This is a genomic window from Acinetobacter stercoris, assembly GCF_900323515.1.
GTDB lineage: Bacteria > Pseudomonadota > Gammaproteobacteria > Pseudomonadales > Moraxellaceae > Acinetobacter > Acinetobacter stercoris.
On record NZ_OOGT01000063.1, the window covers coordinates 1 to 18,463 of the forward strand.

An 18,463-nucleotide genomic window follows, 5' to 3' on the forward strand; every position below is an offset into this window, starting at 1 on the left:
GAGCAAAGAATTTGACAATATCACATCTTATGCCTGGGATCCTTATAATTTGCCAGTTAGCAATTTTGTAACAGTGTCAAAAAGTACAAGAAGCGAAAATATCTTATATACAAATTATAAATATCCAGGTGAAGGAACATTTTTTATAGTTTCAAATAGCGAGGAGTTTCGTTCAGTTAAATATCCAAAATATGAGAATGTTTATTTGAGTTTGGATGGCTTGTATAAGCAAGGGGCTACTCGATATCCATTAGGATATAAAGAGTATTATATAAACTCTGTTTCCAGTGATGGAAATATTTTAAACAAGACACCGCATAATCTTAACGGCTTAAAAGGTTTAAAAATAGAAGAAAAAGGGCACTGGGTAGATCTTTCTAGTATGACTGTGAGTGATCGCACAGCAGTGTATTGGAATACTTTAGATAGTTATCAAGAAGGAGGTATTATTCTTCTCTCTCTTATCTCTGAAACTTGGGAAAAATTTCACGAATTTTTAGCTTTATCTAAAGTAACTAAATTTCCTGCTGGCGCTAAATGTTTTAAAAGTGAAAGCACGCATTATACACAGCCTTTTTATGATGTTACTTTAGGGCTACCTATAGCTGAAGAGAGTCGGGCTATAGATGTAGATGGTAATCCAATACCTACGATACCAGTTGAGTGGGTAGAAGGAGTGTGGGGAGGTATTCAGTGGAAATATGATAAGAACTATGATGCCCCAACATCTGGAACAGCTCACCTTTATGCTTATATTAATAATGAATGGAGATACGGGGTTTGGACTAAAAACCCTGATATATCCCTTGATCAACTTTTAAAAGCTTCCCAAGAACGACTAAATGAATTAAGTGGAGAGGAAGAGAGTACTGTAACAGCAAGAATATATGCAAATGCCCGTTATCAGGAACTTATGAACGAATGTACTTATTACAATGATATTGCAGCAAATACGATAGATTCATTGATTAGCACGACTATTGCTAATTAAGAGCGTGTAAAGATGTGCCATTTCATTAATTGACAAAAAAGAAATGGCACATGGTGCTTCATTTGGGCTATGCTTGATTTCAATGTTAAATTTATTTACGTTATTAAAAATATTACAGTTTATGAAACAGATCAAAAGGTAATGGTATATCTTAGGCTTCATAATCTGGATCATCTAAAAGCAATTTTTTATTGGCATAATCTTGCAAATGATAAGCAAAATATTGGCAAATGATCATGTCATTAGCTATTGTATTTTCTTGCTTCTCCTTCCTTTTATTGGTAAAGATTGCTGAAACCAGATCAGTAACGACTTTAAATAATATACAAGCTGCAACAAAACGTAGAAAGAAAATCCAAACAGTATTTACCGTAAAAATAGTGAATGCAAAACATAATAACGAAGCAATAAGTAATAATATTATATTGATCTTTTTGAGGGTGTTTTAACTGTTTCAGTTTCGGCAATGAGTTTAATCTCATCTTGAAAATATAAAAGAATCCATACACTTGCCTCATTAAAATTGAATGTTAAGCGCTGGATTTTATAACTGGACAATTGTTCAACGTTGAAAGGAGAGTTCTCTGGTTCAGGGTCTGATATTTCTATTTCTTGATCATATTGATCAATCAAAGTGATTTTAATAAGCAGATTAACCTGATTTTGAACAAGATCTGATAAATATTGTTTTTGCTCATCGGTAAACGAAGATATAGTTTGAAATCCCGGTAATTTTATTATTACCGGGATTTCTTCTAAGACTTCATCATAAGCTGTTTGTATTTTAGAAATAAGCTTTTGTTCATTCATTTCATATTATCAAAAAGAAATATCATCATATCCCAATATTGCTTAAACAATTACTGTTTAGGTTCAGGTGGAGTTAATCCAAACTGTAAATAAGCCTGATTTGTTGCAATCCGTCCACGTGCAGTACGCATGACATAACCTTGCTGAATCAGATAAGGTTCAATAACATCTTCAAGTGTGCCCGAGTCTTCTGCCATAGCTGCAGCTAAAGCTTCAACACCAGCAGGACCACCATCAAAACGTTCAAGCAACATACTGAGATAGCGTCTATCCAAGGTATCCAGGCCATCTTTATCGACATTGAGCATATCCAGTGCACGTTGTGCCATATCTTGTGTGACTTCACCTGTTCCTTTTACTTGGGCATAATCTCGTACTCGACGTAATAGGCGATTAGCAATACGTGGTGTACCACGTGATCGGCGTGCAACTTCACGAGAACCATCAGCAGTAATTGGAACATCCATAAGATTTGCTGAACGAGTCACGATATGCGTCAGGTCTTCGACAGAATAGAACTCTAAACGTTGAACAATACCGAAACGATCACGTAAAGGAGAAGTCAGTAATCCAGCACGAGTAGTGGCAGCAACCAGAGTAAACGGAGGTAAATCAAGCTTGATAGATCGGGCAGCAGGACCTTCACCGATCATGATATCTAATTGGTAATCCTCCATTGCAGGATAGAGAATTTCTTCAATGACAGGGGACAGGCGGTGAATTTCATCAATGAATAAAACATCACCTTCCTCAAGATTAGTCAGCATTGCCGCCAGATCACCCGCTCGTTCGAGTACAGGGCCAGAGGTGGATTTAAGGTTCCCCCCCATTTCACGGGCAATGATATTTGCCAGTGTGGTTTTACCCAGTCCAGGTGGTCCAAAAATCAGGGTATGATCCAGTGCTTCACCACGACCTCTCGCCGCACCGATAAAGATTTCCATTTGCTCACGGACGACAGGCTGACCGATATAGTCTTCGAGTGATGTCGGACGAATGGCTCGATCAAAATGATCTTCTGGTTTTTCAGTACCACTGATTAAACGGTCTTGCATGAGTGTCTTGATCTACTCTCTATTTCATCATGGATTTGAGTGCTGCCCGAATAATATCGGCAGATTCTGTAAACTCACCTTTTACTGCCGCTACAGCCTTTTGCGCTTCGGCAGGTTTATAACCTAGAGATTGTAATGCAGCTTCAGCTTCGGCAACAGGTGAGTTAGAGCTAAACTGAATTTGAGTTACTGTTGAATTGGCTGGAGTAGAAACATTTGACAGTGCTTTAAAACGATCTCTAAGCTCAATCATCAGTCGTTCAGCTGTTTTTTTACCAACACCAGGTACTTTTACCAACGTATTGACATCATCGTTTTCAATGGTATGAATGAGTAGTTCTACACTCAATGTCGATAAAATTCCCAGAGCCATCTTAGGACCAACGCCGTTAACTTTGAGTAAGGTACGGAAAATGGTTTTTTCCTGAGCATGAATAAATCCGTAAAGTAAATGGGCATCTTCACGAACAGCTAAATGTGTCCAGAGGGTGACTTTTTGACCTTTTTGTAATTGGCAAAATGTCGATAATGGTGTGTCTATTTCGTAGCCAATCCCATTGACATTCAGTACGACAGTAGGTGCTTCGAGGGCTAATACTTCGCCAATTAAACATCCGATCATTGATTCTGTTTCACTTGTTTGAGGTTGAATGGAATAAGTGCATATTAATTGTCATTTGAATTAAAGGCAAAAAACAATTTTTTGTATTTTTTAACAAGGTTTTGTTAAGTAAAGGGGCATATATCACTGTAATCTTTACTTAACATACGGCATTCTATCTTAGTTGTGTACATACTTTGACTGAACTAAAAAAAACCGACCTTATTACCTTTGAGTTCCTGAGCCAGATTATAGGCTTGGTGATCTGAAAATTTACTGACAATATCTAGAACTTGCATAATATTATCATAATGATTTTCTTCAAAATGAGCCCCAACTCTTTGTAAAATTGACAATAAACGTTGCTCTTTAAAATTCAGTTTTTTTTCTGGCATGGTGAGCGGAACAAAAGCATCTAAAATGGTTTGCAAGCTTTGATGTGCAATAATTTCTAACCCCGATTTTTGTGGATGCTCAAAGATTTTTTCACGTGCCAGATTTTTTGCATTATTGATGCCGATTTCAATATCTCGTGAACAATACTGCAACAATGAACCTTTTAATTGACCAGACAAAATTTCAAAATGGTGTCTGGCAAATGCAGATGTGACCTCATCGACAAGACGTTTCATGACACGACCCCGTAAAGCGGCTATTTTTTGTTGCCATGTACTGCTTGGTATACTGAGTTCTTCAGGAATGCCATACTCTCCAATCAATGCTAAAAATATAGGCTCTACTTCATCATAGTTCAGCATGTTTAAAATAATGCCATCTTCCAGATCAATTAAGGCATAACAGATATCATCAGCGGCTTCGAGTAGATAGGTCAGTGGATGACGACAATAGTGGTAGTCTCCAATTTGAATAAGTCCGAGTTGTTCAGCAATTTGTTTTAAAGTCTCTTTTTCCGCTTGATAACAACCGAACTTGGCACATTGACTTGCAGGTTTATTGCCTTGCGATTCTATGGTCTGTGAAAGCCATGGATATTTTAAATATGCACCTAAAGTTGCATGGGTCAGACGCATGCCACCATCATGGGGATGGTAATCAATTTTTGTGAGTAACCTTAGACCTTGGGCATTACCTTCAAACTGGCGTACATCAGCTTCTTCATGGTCACTCAAATCTTTTAAAAAATCGGTATGTGATGCATCATCAAACCATTCCCGAATCGCATATTCACCTGCATGACCAAAAGGCGGATTTCCAATGTCATGTGCTAGACATGCCGCCTGGATAATCGCGCCAACATCTGCCGGGGATATCCAGACCGGCAATTCATCTTTGATTTTTTCTGCCGCCAACATACCTAAAGAACGGCCAATACATGAGACTTCTAGAGAATGTGTTAAACGAGTATGGATACCGTCATGTTGTGTCAGAGGATGGACTTGGGTTTTACGGTTAAGTTGACGAAAACTTTGTGAAAATATAATACGGTCATAATCTTTATGAAATGGGCTACGTGCCTGTTCTGAACTTTGTTTTTTACTGCCTAAACGAATGGTTGAAAGCAGTTCTAGCCAACGCATTTGAGTCATTTATCATTATTCACTTTTAACATGATTGCATCATGCCAAAAAAAAACACAGAGCACTAGGGTGGTGCGTCATAAGTTGTCTTTTTAATGCTTATTTTTTTTAATTTAGGAACTGAAATATAATAAAATCGTTTTTATATGATAATCATTTTAAAATGGTGATTAAATTTATTGGGGAAAAATATGAAATTTCAATCAAAAAAAGCTTTGATTTTAGCAATGTCGTCAAGTTTATTTTTTTCAGGATGCTCCATATTTGCTGTATCAACAGCCACCAGTGTGGTAAGTACAGGGGTTACGGTGGGTACAGTTGCCTTACAAACTAATCGCATGATGAATCATTTGAATGCTTTTCAAAATATTGCCCAAAATAATGCAGGCAATAGAGCGACTGGAAGTAAAGGCGGAGAGGCAAGTACACGATATATTTTAGAGCAGGTCAAAAAGTCTGGTTATGATGTACAAATGCTAGCTTTTGAAAATCGGGAAAAAGCCGTTGGTCAAAATATACTTGTTGAAATTCCTGGTAAAAATAAAGATCAAGCTATACTGGTCGGCGCACACTATGATTCTGTGAAAATGGGTCCAGGAATTAATGATAATGCATCAGGTACAGCACTTTTACTAGATTTGGTGCAGGAAATGTCTGAAAAGAAAGTTCAGCCTGAACATTCAATTTATGTCGCTTTTTGGGATTCGGAAGAAGAAGGAATAGCAGGTTCCAAAGCTTATGTCGATAAATTGACAGAACAACAGTTAAAAGGCATCAAGGCATATATCAATGTAGATATGGTGGGAACGAAAGACCCTGAAATTTTAATCGCTGATGCAGATAAATCATCTGTGGATGACATGGAAAATATGCTGAAAGAACGCGGAATGGCTGAGAAAGACTATAAACCATTGCTTGATGGATTAAGAAATGTACCATCTCATGCAGGTGATCAAGCATTGGAAGAAAGTCTGAAAGCATTTTTCAAAGCGAAAAACCTTAAAATAAAAGAAGATGTATCGACCTTAACTGCAAGTGATACCGCGCCGTTTTTAGGTAAAGTCCCTGTGACTTCCTTAATTTTGTTTAATGAAAAAATGAAAGGTGATGTGCTAGAGTTTGCACCATGTTACCACGCTGCCTGCGATACCGTAGATAAGGTAGACCCACAGTCGATGCAAATCGCTGCCGAAGCTTTAGTGCATCTTTTAAAAACGGTTGATACACAATAATTCGTAGCTATTTCAGGTGATTTTTACATCTAATAATGTATTAACCTGTAATATTTTATTTGTAAAGCAAAGCCTTATTGGTATTTCTTATATGTTTTTAGCGCATATTCCTGTTTTGCCATCTAGCTGATTTGGCTAATTCACAGTAGAATATGCGCTCTCTTCAAGTCACATTGCGGCAAATTCACAAGACTTGCCCGTGGAGCCAAAATCAACATGTTTATCGTGGCCGGTGCACCAGCACATTCTTCTTTTAAGAAAGCTCAACTACTATCACGTCTATCGTCAATTAGTTCTGTTCAATCTTTCGACAGCCAATGGGTTTATCTGTTTGACCAAGCGCTCAACGGTGAGCAACAACAGTCTGCTTTACAACTTTTAAATGATGGTGCAAGTTACCAGTTGCGCCAACCTGAACAAGGTGAAATCCAGATTTTAGTGACACCACGTGTTGGTACGATTTCTCCGTGGTCATCAAAAGCAACTGATATTTTTGCGAACTGTAATACTCCTGTACACCGCCTTGAACGCGGTGTTTTGTTTACTTTACAGGGTATTTCAGAAATTTCGAATGAAGTCAAACTTGCTTTACATGATCGAATGACTGAAAGTGTGTTTAATCATGTTGATGATGCGTCAGTCTTATTTACTGAGACTGATCCAAAACCATTAAATAGTATTGATATTTTGGGTCAGGGCAAAGAAGCTCTGGTAAAAGCAAATAATGAATTTGGTTTTGCTTTGTCTGACGAAGAAATTGATTATTTAACAGATGCATTTGCAAAAATGGGTCGTAATCCTCACGATATCGAACTCATGATGTTTGCTCAGGCAAACTCGGAGCATTGCCGCCATAAAATCTTTGGTTCAGAATGGACAATTGACGGAGAAAAACAGCCATTATCATTGTTCCAGATGATTAAGAATACTTATAAAGAATCGCCGACAGATGTTTTATCTGCATATAAAGATAACGCTTCTGTGATCGTGGGATATGATACGCAGCGTTTTTATCCAAAAGCGGATGAAAAAGGGCACTTTGTTTATAAATATAAAAGTCAGGCTGCCCACATTTTGATGAAAGTTGAAACTCACAATCACCCAACAGCAATTGCTCCTTTTGCAGGTGCAGCAACAGGTTCTGGTGGTGAAATCCGTGATGAAGGCGCAACTGGTCGTGGTGGTAAACCCAAAGCTGGTTTGACAGGATTTACCGTTTCAAATCTGAATATTCCAGGTTTTGAACAGCCATGGGAAGAAAACTATGGTAAGCCGTCACGTATGGCTTCACCACTACAGATCATGATTGACGGGCCTCTTGGTGGTGCGGCATTTAATAACGAATTTGGCCGTCCAGCATTAAATGGTTATTTCCGTACATTTGAACAAAATGTTAATGGTGAAGTTAAAGGTTTCCATAAACCGATCATGATTGCAGGTGGTTATGGGAATATTCGTCCTGACCATGTTGAAAAAGATGCGATCCAGCCAGGCGATTTACTAATCGTACTTGGTGGGCCTGCGATGCTCATCGGTTTAGGCGGTGGTGCTGCCTCTTCGGTAGCGAGTGGTAAACTGGGTGAAAACCTTGATTTTGCTTCAGTTCAGCGTGATAACCCTGAAATGGAGCGCCGTTGTCAGGAAGTGATCGATACTTGCTGGCGTATGGAAGACTATAACCCTATCGTTTCTATTCATGATGTGGGGGCAGGTGGTCTTTCCAATGCAATGCCTGAACTGGTAAATGACCATGAGCTGGGTGCTGTTTTAAATCTTCGTAAAATCCCATCTCTAGAACCTGGCATGTCTCCAATGGAGATCTGGTCAAATGAGGCACAAGAGCGTTATGTTCTTGCTATTCGTCCAGAGTCGATTGATCAATTTGAAGAAATCTGTGCGCGTGAACGCTGTCCATTCGCAGTGTTAGGTGAAGCAACAGAAGCACGTCAATTGGTCGTTGAAGATCCTCTATTTGAAAATAAAGCTGTTGATATGCCAATGCAGGTCATGCTTGGTGGCACACCTCGTATGCAACGTTCTTATGAAACGATTGAACGCAAAGGTGATGACTTTGATGCATCTAAAGTTGATTTGAAAGATGCTATTTTCCGTGTCATCAAAAACCCGACAGTTGCATCAAAATCATTCCTGATTACCATCGGTGACCGTTCGATTACAGGTATGGTTGCACGTGACCAGATGGTGGGACGCTGGCAAGTTCCTGTAGCGGATGCTGCGGTTACCACAACGAGCTTGCTTGGGTTTACTGGTGAAGCAATGGCAATGGGTGAACGTCCTCCAGTTGCTTTGTTAAATCCTGCTGCATCTGCACGTTTAGCAGTTGCAGAAGCAATTTCAAATATTGCCTCTGCTAATATTGAGCAGATCAGTGATATCAAACTGTCTGCGAACTGGATGGCTGCCGCTGGACAGCTGGGTGAAGATCAAGCCTTGTTTGAAGGTGTAAAAGCAATTGGTATGGAAATGTGCCCTGCATTGGGGATTGCAATTCCTGTAGGAAAAGATTCTCTTTCTATGCGCACTACTTGGAATGATGACGGCATAGATAAAGCCGTAACATCACCAATGTCAGGCGTGATTACTGCATTTGCACCTGTAGCGGATGTACGTAAGACATTAACGCCAGAGCTTAAAAACCTTGCTGACTCTGTACTTGTACGTTTTGACCTGTCTAAAGGTCAGTTCCGTTTAGGTGGTTCTATTTTAGCGCAAGTCTATAAAGCGATTGGTTCTGTTACACCTGATGTTGATAGTTTCGAAGATTTCAAAACCTTCTTCAATACGATTCAGGACTGGAATAATCGAGGACTGATTAAAGCCTATCATGACATCGGTGATGGTGGTTTACTTGCAACTGTTGCAGAGATGATGTTTGCTTCACGTTTAGGTGTAGCATTAGAAGATCAATCAGCAGAAAGCCTATTTGCAGAAGAAATTGGTGCTGTGGTTCAGTTGAATAAATCAGATTGGGAATCTATCAAATCTGAAGTTGAGCTTTCCAGTCTCCGTGAAATTGTAAAGCTTGTAGGTTATGTCAATAATACTGACCAGCTTTGTGTGAATGGTTTAGTGCTTGAACGTAGCGAGTTACAGCAAGCTTGGGCTGAAGTTTCTCATCAAATCCAGCGCCTGCGTGATAACTCTGAAACTGCAGATCAAGAGTTTGCATTGATTGGTGACAAAAACCACCAGGGTTTAATTGCCAAAGCAACATTTGATCTTAATGAGCCTGTTGAAGCACCATTCATTAATACCCGCCGTCCAAATATGGTGATTTTACGTGAACAAGGTGTTAATGGCCATGTGGAAATGGCCGCTGCATTTGATAAAGCAGGTTTTAATACTGTAGACGTTCATATGAGTGACTTGTTCTCTGGTCGGGTTGATTTGGATGACTTTGAAGGCTTGGTTGCTTGTGGTGGATTCTCATATGGTGACGTATTAGGTGCTGGCGGTGGATGGGCGAAGTCAGTCTTGTTTAACCCTAAACTTCGTGATCAGTTCGAAAAATTTTTCCATCGTGAAGAAACATTCAGTTTAGGTATTTGTAATGGTTGTCAAATGCTATCGCAGTTGGCACCGTTGATTCCTGGCGCTGATAACTGGCCACGTTTCCACCGTAATACATCTGAAGTTTTTGAAGCACGCGCAGTTAATGTTCGCATTGAAAAGTCTAATTCTGTATTGCTTCAAGACATGCAAGGTTCAATTTTACCAATCGCAGTTGCACATGGCGAGGGGCGGGCTGTTGCAAGTGATGAAGCTTTTGCATCACTAAATGCCAATGATCAGGTAGTTTTACGTTATGTGGATAGTTTAGGTCAGCCAACACAACACTATCCGTTGAACCCAAATGGTTCACCAGAAGCAATTTCAGGTGTAACTTCCACAGATGGTCGTGCAACAATCATGATGCCGCATCCAGAACGTAATTTCCGTGCTATTCAACATTCCTGGAAACCTGAAGAATGGACAGAAGATGGTGCTTGGTTACGTATGTTCCGTAATGCGCGTAAATTTATTGGTTAATTCAAAAATATTTGAATGAAGAAAAGCTCCCAATAGGGAGCTTTTTTATGGTCGAAATAATTGTTACAGTTTTATAGTTGGTTTATTTTTTGCTTTGTATAAATTATCTTCTAAAGAATAGAAGTTTTGCTCCAAAAGTGTTCAGGCATTGAAAATACATGAGGTGACAAAATGATTAAAACGACAAAATATAACACTATCGATAAAATTGCATTACGTCAAAAAGGGTGGATGTGGTTTGCAACTGTAATTGGTTTACAAATGATTTTTGTAATGTTTATCTTTTTAATCAAATAAAATACAAGATTGGAAGTGCTCTGGATGTCAGGGTGCTTTCAATATCATGAATGAATTTTCATGTGTTCAATATGAGATCAATATTTTAATTAGAGATCGGAATTATCATGGGTTTTATAAAAAAATTAGTTTTTTTATAGTGATTGAATATGTTAATTTATTGATTAGTAAATATTTAATTTTGTTCTTCGCTAGGTATTTCATGTGTACTGTTGTTATAGTATAAATAGCATTTCGGAGAATAAGAATGTGTTGATGAAAAAGATTCTATTCCTTGTTTCTATTGTTTTAATTGTATTGGTGAGCAAAAAAATTAGCCACTATACTTTTTATGAAATTCAACATCCTGAACTAAGTTTAAGCATGCGTCAGGAAAGGTTGGTAAAGGAAATTTTACAGCATATTCAGGCAGGTGATGCAGATGCACTGGAAAATCATCTGACTACCGAGTTTCATCAAAGAATTATAAATGAACCAAGTTATTTTCAACGATTATTTGATTTATTATCTGCCGATACCAAGCTGGGTGATCCACAGTTGATCAGTGTTAGTGAGAGAATATTAGACAAAAGAGATCATAGTCTGGATGTTATTTACAAGATTGTGCGACCAGATGATTTCTTGTTTATGCAAATCACTTTTCAGAAACGTAAAAAGAAAAATTTGATTGACAATATTCAGATCAACAAGGTTTTAAAAACTAAAGATGTTTAGACCGGATAACTAGACGATAATAGGCGCAACTTAATAAAATAATTGAAGAGCACGCTAAAAAGATCAATTTGGGAACTACAAAAAACGTTGCTACACCCATCTGGTTCAGCTGTATAAACATTTGTATACCATTTGTTGATGGTAAGCTCCATGCGAACCATTGCATGAGTCTTGGCATTGCTTGTAGTGGCCATGCGGCTCCTGAAAGTAAAAATAAAGGAATAGATGTAAATACAATTACATGCCCTGCTCGTTCGGATATATCAAGATAAGAGGCAATAAGCATCGCTAAACCGATGACAGCACTTAAAAAAACTGGGACAGCGATCAACATTCCTGACAAATTACCTCCACGAGGATAATCATTCCACCAGAATGTAAAACCGAACAGAAATAGGCAGCCCAGGCAACCAATGCTGAGTGCAGCAAAAAAAACACCTAAAAATTCGCTTGTAGAGGGCAACCAGTTTTTTTCACGGTATGCTGCTATAAGCATGCAAAGTCCCAAAAGGATAGTCTGATGGATAATCAGCGGTGCAACAGCAGGAAAAATATAACTGCCATAGCCTGATAAGGTATTGAATAAAGGAATTTGATGGATAGGTAGATGAGGGGTGAAATGTGAGATTTCAGAAAATTTCTGTAAATATTCTACTAGAGCATTTTCGATGCCAGCTGCGATACCAAGACCAGCTTCCTTGGTTTGTAAGAAATAAGCACTGCTAAGATAAAGACCTATTCCACCCATTTCACCACGTCGTAAACTCTGTGATAAATTTGAAGGGAGTAGTAAAATAGCTTCAGCTCTTTGCTCCTTAATCATGTTTTTAGCTTCGAGAAAATTTCCTGTTACCTGTTTTACTTTAACATTTGGGCTTTTTTGTATCTCGGTAATAATTTGATTCGAAAGGTGACTTTGTTCTTCATCGACAATAATCATGGGAATATCTTCAGCTTTTTGCCCTTCATAAGCGATAGGATAAAAGAAGCTGTAAAAAAACACAGATAAGATCATTGTGGTAAGAATAGATGAGTTGCTGGCTATATTTTTAAAAGTCTGAAGATAAAATCTGAAGAAATTTTTCATCATGAGTATCCTCTCGCGATTTTTTTGAGAAGTAATGCCGCAATCACATAATAGAAAATAAAATAAGCAATCAATATAAATAGTGGTGTCATTGATACCCAGATAGGGCTACCGATGACCCATTGTTCAGTTTGTAGTTTTGCATAAGGAGTATAAGGAATAATACTTGACCAAAACCTGGTGAATATTGGAGCATTATTTAAAGGAAGTGTGACGCCTGCAAAACTTAAAGAAGAGCCACCATAAACAGCGATAAATCCAAAGGTTTTGGATAGATTTTTAGTTGCCAATACAACAGTAGAGCTAATAAATGCATAGGCTGAATAAAATAAAAATTGAGCTAATAATATCAATAATAAACTGCCTGCAATGAACCAGCCTCGAATTGCAATTAGCCAAAACATCCAGATCCATGTCCATAGGCAAAAAATGAGGACGTAAACCATATTTTTAGCAAATAAAGCCTGAAATGCATTTTGACTATCTAGCCATTGTCTTGTAGTTTCGAACTTAAATTCCTGTCCAACAGAAAATGCAACACAACAGCATAACAGCAAATGTAAAATGGCTGGAATCATGAAGGGTTCCAGATAAAACTCATAGCTTAGACTGGGATTGAATAAAGGGGATACCTTGACATGGGCAGTAGGGATATCCATATAGGGAATATTATTCTTTAGATAGGAGTTGCCTCCAAAATCTGCAATGGCTTCCAAGGTACTAACCAGCATTGCAGATGAAATACTATTACCTATACTAAAAAAAGACTGATTATAAGCAATGCTAATTTGAGCATCCTGAGATTCAACTAAACGTTGTTCAGCACCATTGGGAATTTGCACATAGCCCCAAATTTTAGTTTGGTTTAACAGCGTTTCGATATGATCTGGGCTATCATTTACTTCGATGACTTTCAGACCTTGATTCAGGCTCAAATAATGACTGATATCATGGCTCAAACGGCTATGATCCTGATCAATAATGGCAATGGGTAAATGTTCTGGTTTACCTTGGTAAAACATGCTGCCAAATAAAATAATCACAAATAGAGGTGCAAGTGTGACAAGAGACAAATCCCATTTATGAGTAAATAAATAATGTAATTCACGCAGCATACAAGACCACATTTATTTAGTCTCTTTTAATTTGAAAATGACACTCATACCTGCTTTCAGATCGGTAATTGGCTGTTCAGGAACCAAATGTAATTTGAAACTACGGATATCATAACCACCTGTTTGGCGTGTAGTTTTAATGGTTGCGAATTCACCTTCTGCATCAATATTTTCAATTTTAAAATTTGCCTGTCTATTGAGTGCTGGAATAAACCCGGACAATGTCTTACTTTGATAAACATTGGCGTACTGATCTTCACGGACATTTAGACTGATCCAGAGATTTTGATCTTGAATGATGCTAATCACTGGTACGCCCATTGCTACAAGCTCTGAAACTTTTCCATAGGTTTTGGAAACTGTGCCTGAAACAGGTGAAAACAATCTGGTTTCTGCTTCCAGTGCATTGGCTTCTGCTACGGCAGCTTTTGCGATTTCTACCTGTGCATCGGCACCTTGCTTTTGCTCGGGAGTGCTGCCTCGTTTAGCACGGGCATACTGTTGATAGGCTGACTCTGTCATACTGCTTGCAGATAGAGCAGCGGCATGCATTTCATCTCTACGTTGTTTGGAAATGACACCTTCTTTATATAAATGAGCACCACGTTGATACGTGATTTGTGCCAGATTTTCTTGAGCCTTTAAACTCTGCCAGTTGGCGTATAAACTCGCAATATTTTCTTGTTGAGAGCCTCTATCTGCAGTGGATTGTAGTGCCAGTGCTGACTGTAGTGACGCCAATGCTTGTTGCTTTTTGGCATCTATTTCAGGGCTATAAAGACGAACTAAAGGTTGATTCTTTCCAATTTTTTGACCCTCATGCACATAGATTTCTTCTATACGACTAGGGACTTTGGTACTGACATAGACTGTTTCTGCTTCAACACGCCCTTGAACTTCTATGCTCTTTGGCTGGTAATTTTTCCAAAGTCCAAAAATAATCAGTCCAAATAATAGTGTGAGGATAATCACTACAATGAGTACAAGAATACTTTTTTTCTTATTGCTTGGATTCATGTTTATTGATTGGGCATTCGTCGATAATAATTCATTTTTCTGGGAATTAATTTCATCTTCGGTTTCTTCATTTTTGATGTGCGTATTTTCAATACTAGAGGAAGCTTTGCCATCTTCGGATTCTGAACGTCGATCTTGAGTCATGTCTTGCTCCATCTTCTAACGAATATAATCAGTATTAGGGTGATGAATATAATTTTTAAATTGGGAAATTGAACCGTGTCCTTGCAATAAGGTTGCCAATGATATGATGTATTTATATGCATTGATCGCCATTTCAGTTTTTAGTCCTGTCAGCGCATTTTGTGCATCAATAACTTGGTTGGCAGTTCCCATATCTTCTTTAAATGAAAGCTCTTGAATACGGAGATTTTCTTCGGCTGCTTGCATGTTTTGGCGAAGTAAAGATTGACTCTGCTGCGCAGAAGTCATTTCGTTATAAGATTTATAAATGATATTCTCGATTTCTTGCTTGGTTCTCGCAGTCATCAGTTCACTTGCGTAGCGTTGAAGTTCTGCTGCCTGAGCATTTTTATTTTTGTTTACTCCATCAAAAATATTGTATTTAGCTACAACGCCAATAATCCAGTCTTGCTTATCATCTAAACTGTATTCACCGAAAGCAAAAAGGTTCGGTTTTTTTGCAGCATTCTGGGCTTTAACATTTTGCTCAGCCAGTTTGGTATTCATTTGCATTTTACGCACGAGATTGGATGTTTCTGGATACGATGCCAGCAATTGATTGAGGGGCTGATCTGTTTGCATATTCACAAACAGGGGAGTGCTGAGTCGGTCAGGCTCTTGTTTGTGAAGAAGATTTTTTAAACTGAATTGGCTTGCTTGTAAGTTGGATTGGGCATTTTGTAAGGCACGTGCTGCATTATTTCGAGCAACTTCGAACTGCATACGTTGCCCTTTACTTATAACACCTTGTTTTTCCATTTTTAAGGCATTGTCATAATGCTTTTGCATGGTATTGTAATTAAAACGACTTGCATAAACGAGTTGTTGCTGTAGCTGAACATTAAAATAGGACTGAATCATTTCATAACGTACAATATCTTGTTGTTGTTTACTATCTAATTGACTTCTTTGGGCTTTTATATTTGCCATTTCTTTGCTACTGGAAATCAACCCGCCTGTATAGAGTGGCATCAGTATGGAAACGGTGGGTTTGACCACATCATCTTCCAGTACAACATTTGCACTATCGGGAAATAATCCAATACCACTATGGATAGTCTGATTTAAACCCTGTTGTAAAGGGTCATAGACTCCTGACGGAATGCTACCTTGAAATCCTGATAATTTATCATTTACGCCTTGTGAAAGTGTTTGCTCCAGATTGTTTTTAAATTTATCCAATGGAACATCTACTTCACTATGGAATTTATACGCTCGAACATTTAAATCTATACGGGGTAATCCTAACCCTTTGACCGCTTCGGACTGCAATTGTGATGCTTGCTGAAGTGCTTCATTCGCCTGAGTGCTATATGCATTTTCAACAATATATAGTTCTGCATCGCTATAACTTAATTCATAGGAAAATGTAGGCGAAACGAAACAGAGTGTCGTTAAAAACAAAGCAAATTGAGCTGAGCGTAATGTAGTTAGTGACAGTCTATTCATATGCAGTCGTTCTTTTAATTTATTCGTCATGTCTGTCTGTAATCCAAACGGAATATTCATGTGAACTTATGTGAATTATATCGATTTTAAATAGAGTCTATATCCTAATTTTCTTTCGATTATTTGGCATTAGTCTAGATTTAATTTTTTCGACATATTTATGTGATTATTTAAATGATTTTACATTGTATTTAATAGGTTTAATAAGGTAAATAATTTGACTCAGCCTACTTTATGTATAGCACTTGTTGTTGGTGAGAGAAGTGAAAATGAAGCTTATGCCATACGTGCATTCTTAGAATGTCTCAGTGTTCGTGTTGTGACTTATTGGATTGGTCGTCCTCGTGATTTTATTGAAGTTTTATCTGGAAAAGCGCTTTATGATGATGTTGATTATCTGATTTTTTGCTTACATGGTCAAAAGGATGGATTTTGTATGCCTCAACTTGGGCAGCAGATCTATGATGAACAAGAACCACGAGTTCAGGCTTTTGGTGCACAACATATTCAATTATATGCAAAACTAAATGACATCAAGGTAATTGCAACAGGGTGTGCACTTGGAAATAATGAAATTGCTGACTCGTTTATAGAGGCAGGTTGTAATATTTATATTGCACCAGAAGATTATATTCTAGGATCAGCTGTATTGATTTTTCTAATGCGCTACTTTTATGAAATCGTCGTGAATCAATGTATTGATGAGGTGGCCTATACAATTGCAAGATCAATTGACCAGGAAACTTTGATATTTAAATGTTATGAAAAATAATTTAAAAAATCTGATTTAAAATCAAAAAGAATTTTATACAGCCAAGATAATAAAAATGAATCTTATTTGGTGTATCCATTGAAAGTTTAACTTGAGAAGCTGCTGCATCTATGACTAATTTATGGTTAAATGCACACATTTATTTCGTTTCACTTACTTTAAGGGAAAAATCATGCGCGCGTACAATTTCTGTGCTGGTCCTGCTGCATTACCTACTGCCGTTTTAGAAAAAGCTCAACAAGAAATGTTGGATTGGCACGGTAAAGGCTTATCCATCATGGAAATGAGCCATCGCAGCAAAGATTATGTTGCAGTTGCTGAAAAGGCCGAAGCAGACTTACGCCAATTATTAAATATTCCAGAAAATTATAAAGTACTGTTTTTACAGGGTGGGGCATCACTTCAGTTTTCAGCAATCCCATTAAATCTTTTGGGTAAAAATAGCAAAGCAGATTATATCCATACTGGAATCTGGTCTGAAAAAGCTTATAAAGAAGCGAGCCGTTATGGTGAAATCAATGTTGTCGAGGCTGGGACAACAATAGATGGAAAACTTGCGATTAGTGATCAAAGCACCTGGAATTTATCTAAAGATCCTGCATATGTCCACTATGCAGAAAATGAAACTATTGGTGGTATCCAATTTGACAAAATTCCAGAAGTAAGCGCACCACTAGTTTCTGATCTTTCTTCTAGCATCTTGTCAGCTCCGATTGATGTTTCAAAGTTTGGCCTGATTTATGCTGGAGCACAAAAAAATATCGGTCCTGCAGGTTTGACATTGGTTATTATCCGTGACGATTTACTGGATCAAGCTAAACCTGAGATTCCAAGTATTTTAAAATATAGTGCCCAGTCTAAAAATGGTTCAATGGTAAATACGCCTGCAACTTATGCATGGTACTTATCAGGTTTGGTATTTGAGTGGTTGCTAGAGCAAGGCGGTGTTGAAGCAATTCATAAGGTAAATCTTGAAAAAGCTAAGCTTCTTTATGGTTATATTGATTCAAGTGATTTCTATAACAATCCGATTGCAATTCAAAATCGTTCAATCATGAATGTACCATTTACATTGGCAAATTCAGATTTAGATAAACAGTTTTTGAAAGAAGCTGAGGAAAATCGTTTGCTTAATCTTGCTGGTCACCGTTCAGTAGGTGGGATGCGTGCAAGTATTTACAATGCTGTACCACTTGCTGGTGTACAAGCGCTTGTAAGTTTTATGGAAGACTTTGCGAAACGTAATGGCTAATTTTGATTGGTGATAAAAAACCCTCATTCATTGAGGGTTTTTTGTTTATTCATTATATAGAGATTGAAAATTAGGCGATCGGGAATATTCCAAATTTGTGGATAATCACAGCAGCAAGGAACATACCAAGAATAAAAAAGCAGATAGCTCCCTTATCCAGTTTTAGGTATGGACGAGTATTGGTATTGATTAGACTAGTCGACTGTTCCGGTATAATTTTCATCACTGAGCCTAGAGTTTTTAAATTATTGTTAAATCGAACTGATTTGAAGCATTTTTAGCATAAATATTATATTAAAG

16 protein-coding genes are annotated in these 18,463 nt (G+C 37.8%); 7 read left to right on the forward strand and 9 right to left on the reverse strand.

Features of this window, described 5'->3' with window-relative positions; translation table 11 throughout:
* Positions 1-991, forward strand: a 991-nt coding sequence (locus tag KPC_RS20340) for a hypothetical protein (protein WP_121973963.1), incomplete at its 5' end; no start/stop codon positions are given.
* Between the two features lie 420 nt (positions 992-1,411).
* Here KPC_RS20340 and KPC_RS08555 read toward each other — a convergent pair.
* The 4 genes from KPC_RS08555 to KPC_RS08570 all read right to left on the reverse strand — a co-directional run bounded on the left by KPC_RS08555 (position 1,412) and on the right by KPC_RS08570 (position 5,004).
* Entirely contained in the window at positions 1,412-1,801 is a 390-nt protein-coding gene (locus KPC_RS08555; protein WP_121973964.1) for a hypothetical protein, read from the reverse strand.
* A 50-nt stretch (positions 1,802-1,851) separates the two neighbouring features.
* On the reverse strand, positions 1,852-2,856 hold the full coding sequence (gene ruvB / locus KPC_RS08560; RefSeq protein WP_121973965.1) for a Holliday junction branch migration DNA helicase RuvB: 1,005 nt from the start codon (positions 2,854-2,856) through the stop codon (positions 1,852-1,854).
* 19 nt (positions 2,857-2,875) lie between these two features.
* Positions 2,876-3,478: a Holliday junction branch migration protein RuvA gene (gene ruvA, locus KPC_RS08565; RefSeq protein ID WP_121973966.1), complete on the reverse strand. Its 603-nt coding sequence runs from the start codon at positions 3,476-3,478 to the stop codon at positions 2,876-2,878.
* A 185-nt stretch (positions 3,479-3,663) separates the two neighbouring features.
* A complete protein-coding gene (locus KPC_RS08570; protein ID WP_121973967.1) occupies positions 3,664-5,004 on the reverse strand; it encodes a deoxyguanosinetriphosphate triphosphohydrolase in 1,341 nt (446 codons plus the stop codon).
* Between the two features lie 329 nt (positions 5,005-5,333).
* On the opposite strand from KPC_RS08570, the gene KPC_RS08575 reads away from it, so the two are divergent.
* The 4 genes from KPC_RS08575 (at position 5,334) to KPC_RS08585 (ending at position 11,288) form a co-directional block, all read left to right on the forward strand.
* Complete coding sequence (locus tag KPC_RS08575; RefSeq protein WP_407641983.1) at positions 5,334-6,227, forward strand: M20/M25/M40 family metallo-hydrolase; 894 nt, start codon at positions 5,334-5,336, stop codon at positions 6,225-6,227.
* A 216-nt stretch (positions 6,228-6,443) separates the two neighbouring features.
* Positions 6,444-10,277, forward strand: coding sequence for a phosphoribosylformylglycinamidine synthase (gene purL / locus KPC_RS08580; RefSeq protein WP_121973969.1), 3,834 nt, complete (start codon positions 6,444-6,446; stop codon positions 10,275-10,277).
* Positions 10,278-10,448: 171 nt separating this feature from the next.
* On the forward strand, positions 10,449-10,574 hold the full coding sequence (locus KPC_RS20845) for a KGW motif small protein (RefSeq protein WP_264821788.1): 126 nt from the start codon (positions 10,449-10,451) through the stop codon (positions 10,572-10,574).
* Between the two features lie 255 nt (positions 10,575-10,829).
* Entirely contained in the window at positions 10,830-11,288 is a 459-nt protein-coding gene (locus KPC_RS08585) for a hypothetical protein (protein WP_121973970.1), read from the forward strand.
* Here the strand turns inward: KPC_RS08585 and KPC_RS08590 are convergent.
* The 4 genes from KPC_RS08590 to KPC_RS08605 are packed head-to-tail and all read right to left on the reverse strand — an operon-like array spanning position 11,275 to position 16,139.
* On the reverse strand, positions 11,275-12,375 hold the full coding sequence (locus KPC_RS08590) for an ABC transporter permease (protein ID WP_121973971.1): 1,101 nt from the start codon (positions 12,373-12,375) through the stop codon (positions 11,275-11,277). The two genes, KPC_RS08585 and KPC_RS08590, sit on opposite strands and share 14 nt — an antisense overlap.
* On the reverse strand, positions 12,375-13,502 hold the full coding sequence (locus KPC_RS08595) for an ABC transporter permease (protein WP_121973972.1): 1,128 nt from the start codon (positions 13,500-13,502) through the stop codon (positions 12,375-12,377). Before KPC_RS08595 ends, KPC_RS08590 begins: the two co-directional genes overlap by 1 nt.
* Complete coding sequence (locus tag KPC_RS08600) at positions 13,503-14,663, reverse strand: HlyD family secretion protein (protein ID WP_121973973.1); 1,161 nt, start codon at positions 14,661-14,663, stop codon at positions 13,503-13,505. It abuts the gene before it with no gap.
* 3 nt (positions 14,664-14,666) lie between these two features.
* Positions 14,667-16,139: a TolC family protein gene (locus tag KPC_RS08605; RefSeq protein WP_121973976.1), complete on the reverse strand. Its 1,473-nt coding sequence runs from the start codon at positions 16,137-16,139 to the stop codon at positions 14,667-14,669.
* 217 nt (positions 16,140-16,356) lie between these two features.
* Here KPC_RS08605 and KPC_RS08610 point away from each other — a divergent pair, with 217 nt between their 5' ends.
* Both KPC_RS08610 and serC read left to right on the forward strand, forming a co-directional pair.
* Positions 16,357-16,911, forward strand: a complete 555-nt coding sequence (locus KPC_RS08610; protein WP_121973974.1) for a delta-aminolevulinic acid dehydratase — start codon at positions 16,357-16,359, stop codon at positions 16,909-16,911.
* 172 nt (positions 16,912-17,083) lie between these two features.
* Positions 17,084-18,163 carry a 3-phosphoserine/phosphohydroxythreonine transaminase gene (gene serC, locus KPC_RS08615; protein WP_121973975.1) on the forward strand — a complete coding sequence of 360 codons (1,080 nt, stop codon included), beginning with the start codon at positions 17,084-17,086 and terminating at the stop codon, positions 18,161-18,163.
* A gap of 70 nt (positions 18,164-18,233) precedes the next feature.
* Here the strand turns inward: serC and KPC_RS20345 are convergent, their stop codons facing one another.
* Entirely contained in the window at positions 18,234-18,386 is a 153-nt protein-coding gene (locus tag KPC_RS20345; RefSeq protein ID WP_171334451.1) for a hypothetical protein, read from the reverse strand.
* Positions 18,387-18,463: the final 77 nt, after the last annotated feature.

Excerpts from the sequence above, each read along its gene's own strand:
- KPC_RS08555 (WP_121973964.1), bottom strand. The coding sequence starts at position 1,801 with ATGAATGAACAAAAGCTTATTTCTAAAATACAAACAGCTTATGATGAA.
- ruvB (WP_121973965.1), bottom strand. The coding sequence starts at position 2,856 with ATGCAAGACCGTTTAATCAGTGGTACTGAAAAACCAGAAGATCATTTT.
- ruvA (WP_121973966.1), bottom strand. The coding sequence starts at position 3,478 with ATGATCGGATGTTTAATTGGCGAAGTATTAGCCCTCGAAGCACCTACT.
- KPC_RS08570 (WP_121973967.1), bottom strand. The coding sequence starts at position 5,004 with ATGACTCAAATGCGTTGGCTAGAACTGCTTTCAACCATTCGTTTAGGC.
- KPC_RS08575 (WP_407641983.1), top strand. The coding sequence starts at position 5,334 with ATGATGAATCATTTGAATGCTTTTCAAAATATTGCCCAAAATAATGCA.
- purL (WP_121973969.1), top strand. The coding sequence starts at position 6,444 with ATGTTTATCGTGGCCGGTGCACCAGCACATTCTTCTTTTAAGAAAGCT.
- KPC_RS20845 (WP_264821788.1), top strand. The coding sequence starts at position 10,449 with ATGATTAAAACGACAAAATATAACACTATCGATAAAATTGCATTACGT.
- KPC_RS08585 (WP_121973970.1), top strand. The coding sequence starts at position 10,830 with ATGAAAAAGATTCTATTCCTTGTTTCTATTGTTTTAATTGTATTGGTG.
- KPC_RS08590 (WP_121973971.1), bottom strand. The coding sequence starts at position 12,375 with ATGAAAAATTTCTTCAGATTTTATCTTCAGACTTTTAAAAATATAGCC.
- KPC_RS08595 (WP_121973972.1), bottom strand. The coding sequence starts at position 13,502 with ATGTGGTCTTGTATGCTGCGTGAATTACATTATTTATTTACTCATAAA.
- KPC_RS08600 (WP_121973973.1), bottom strand. The coding sequence starts at position 14,663 with ATGGAGCAAGACATGACTCAAGATCGACGTTCAGAATCCGAAGATGGC.
- KPC_RS08605 (WP_121973976.1), bottom strand. The coding sequence starts at position 16,139 with ATGAATAGACTGTCACTAACTACATTACGCTCAGCTCAATTTGCTTTG.
- serC (WP_121973975.1), top strand. The coding sequence starts at position 17,084 with ATGCGCGCGTACAATTTCTGTGCTGGTCCTGCTGCATTACCTACTGCC.
- KPC_RS20345 (WP_171334451.1), bottom strand. The coding sequence starts at position 18,386 with ATGAAAATTATACCGGAACAGTCGACTAGTCTAATCAATACCAATACT.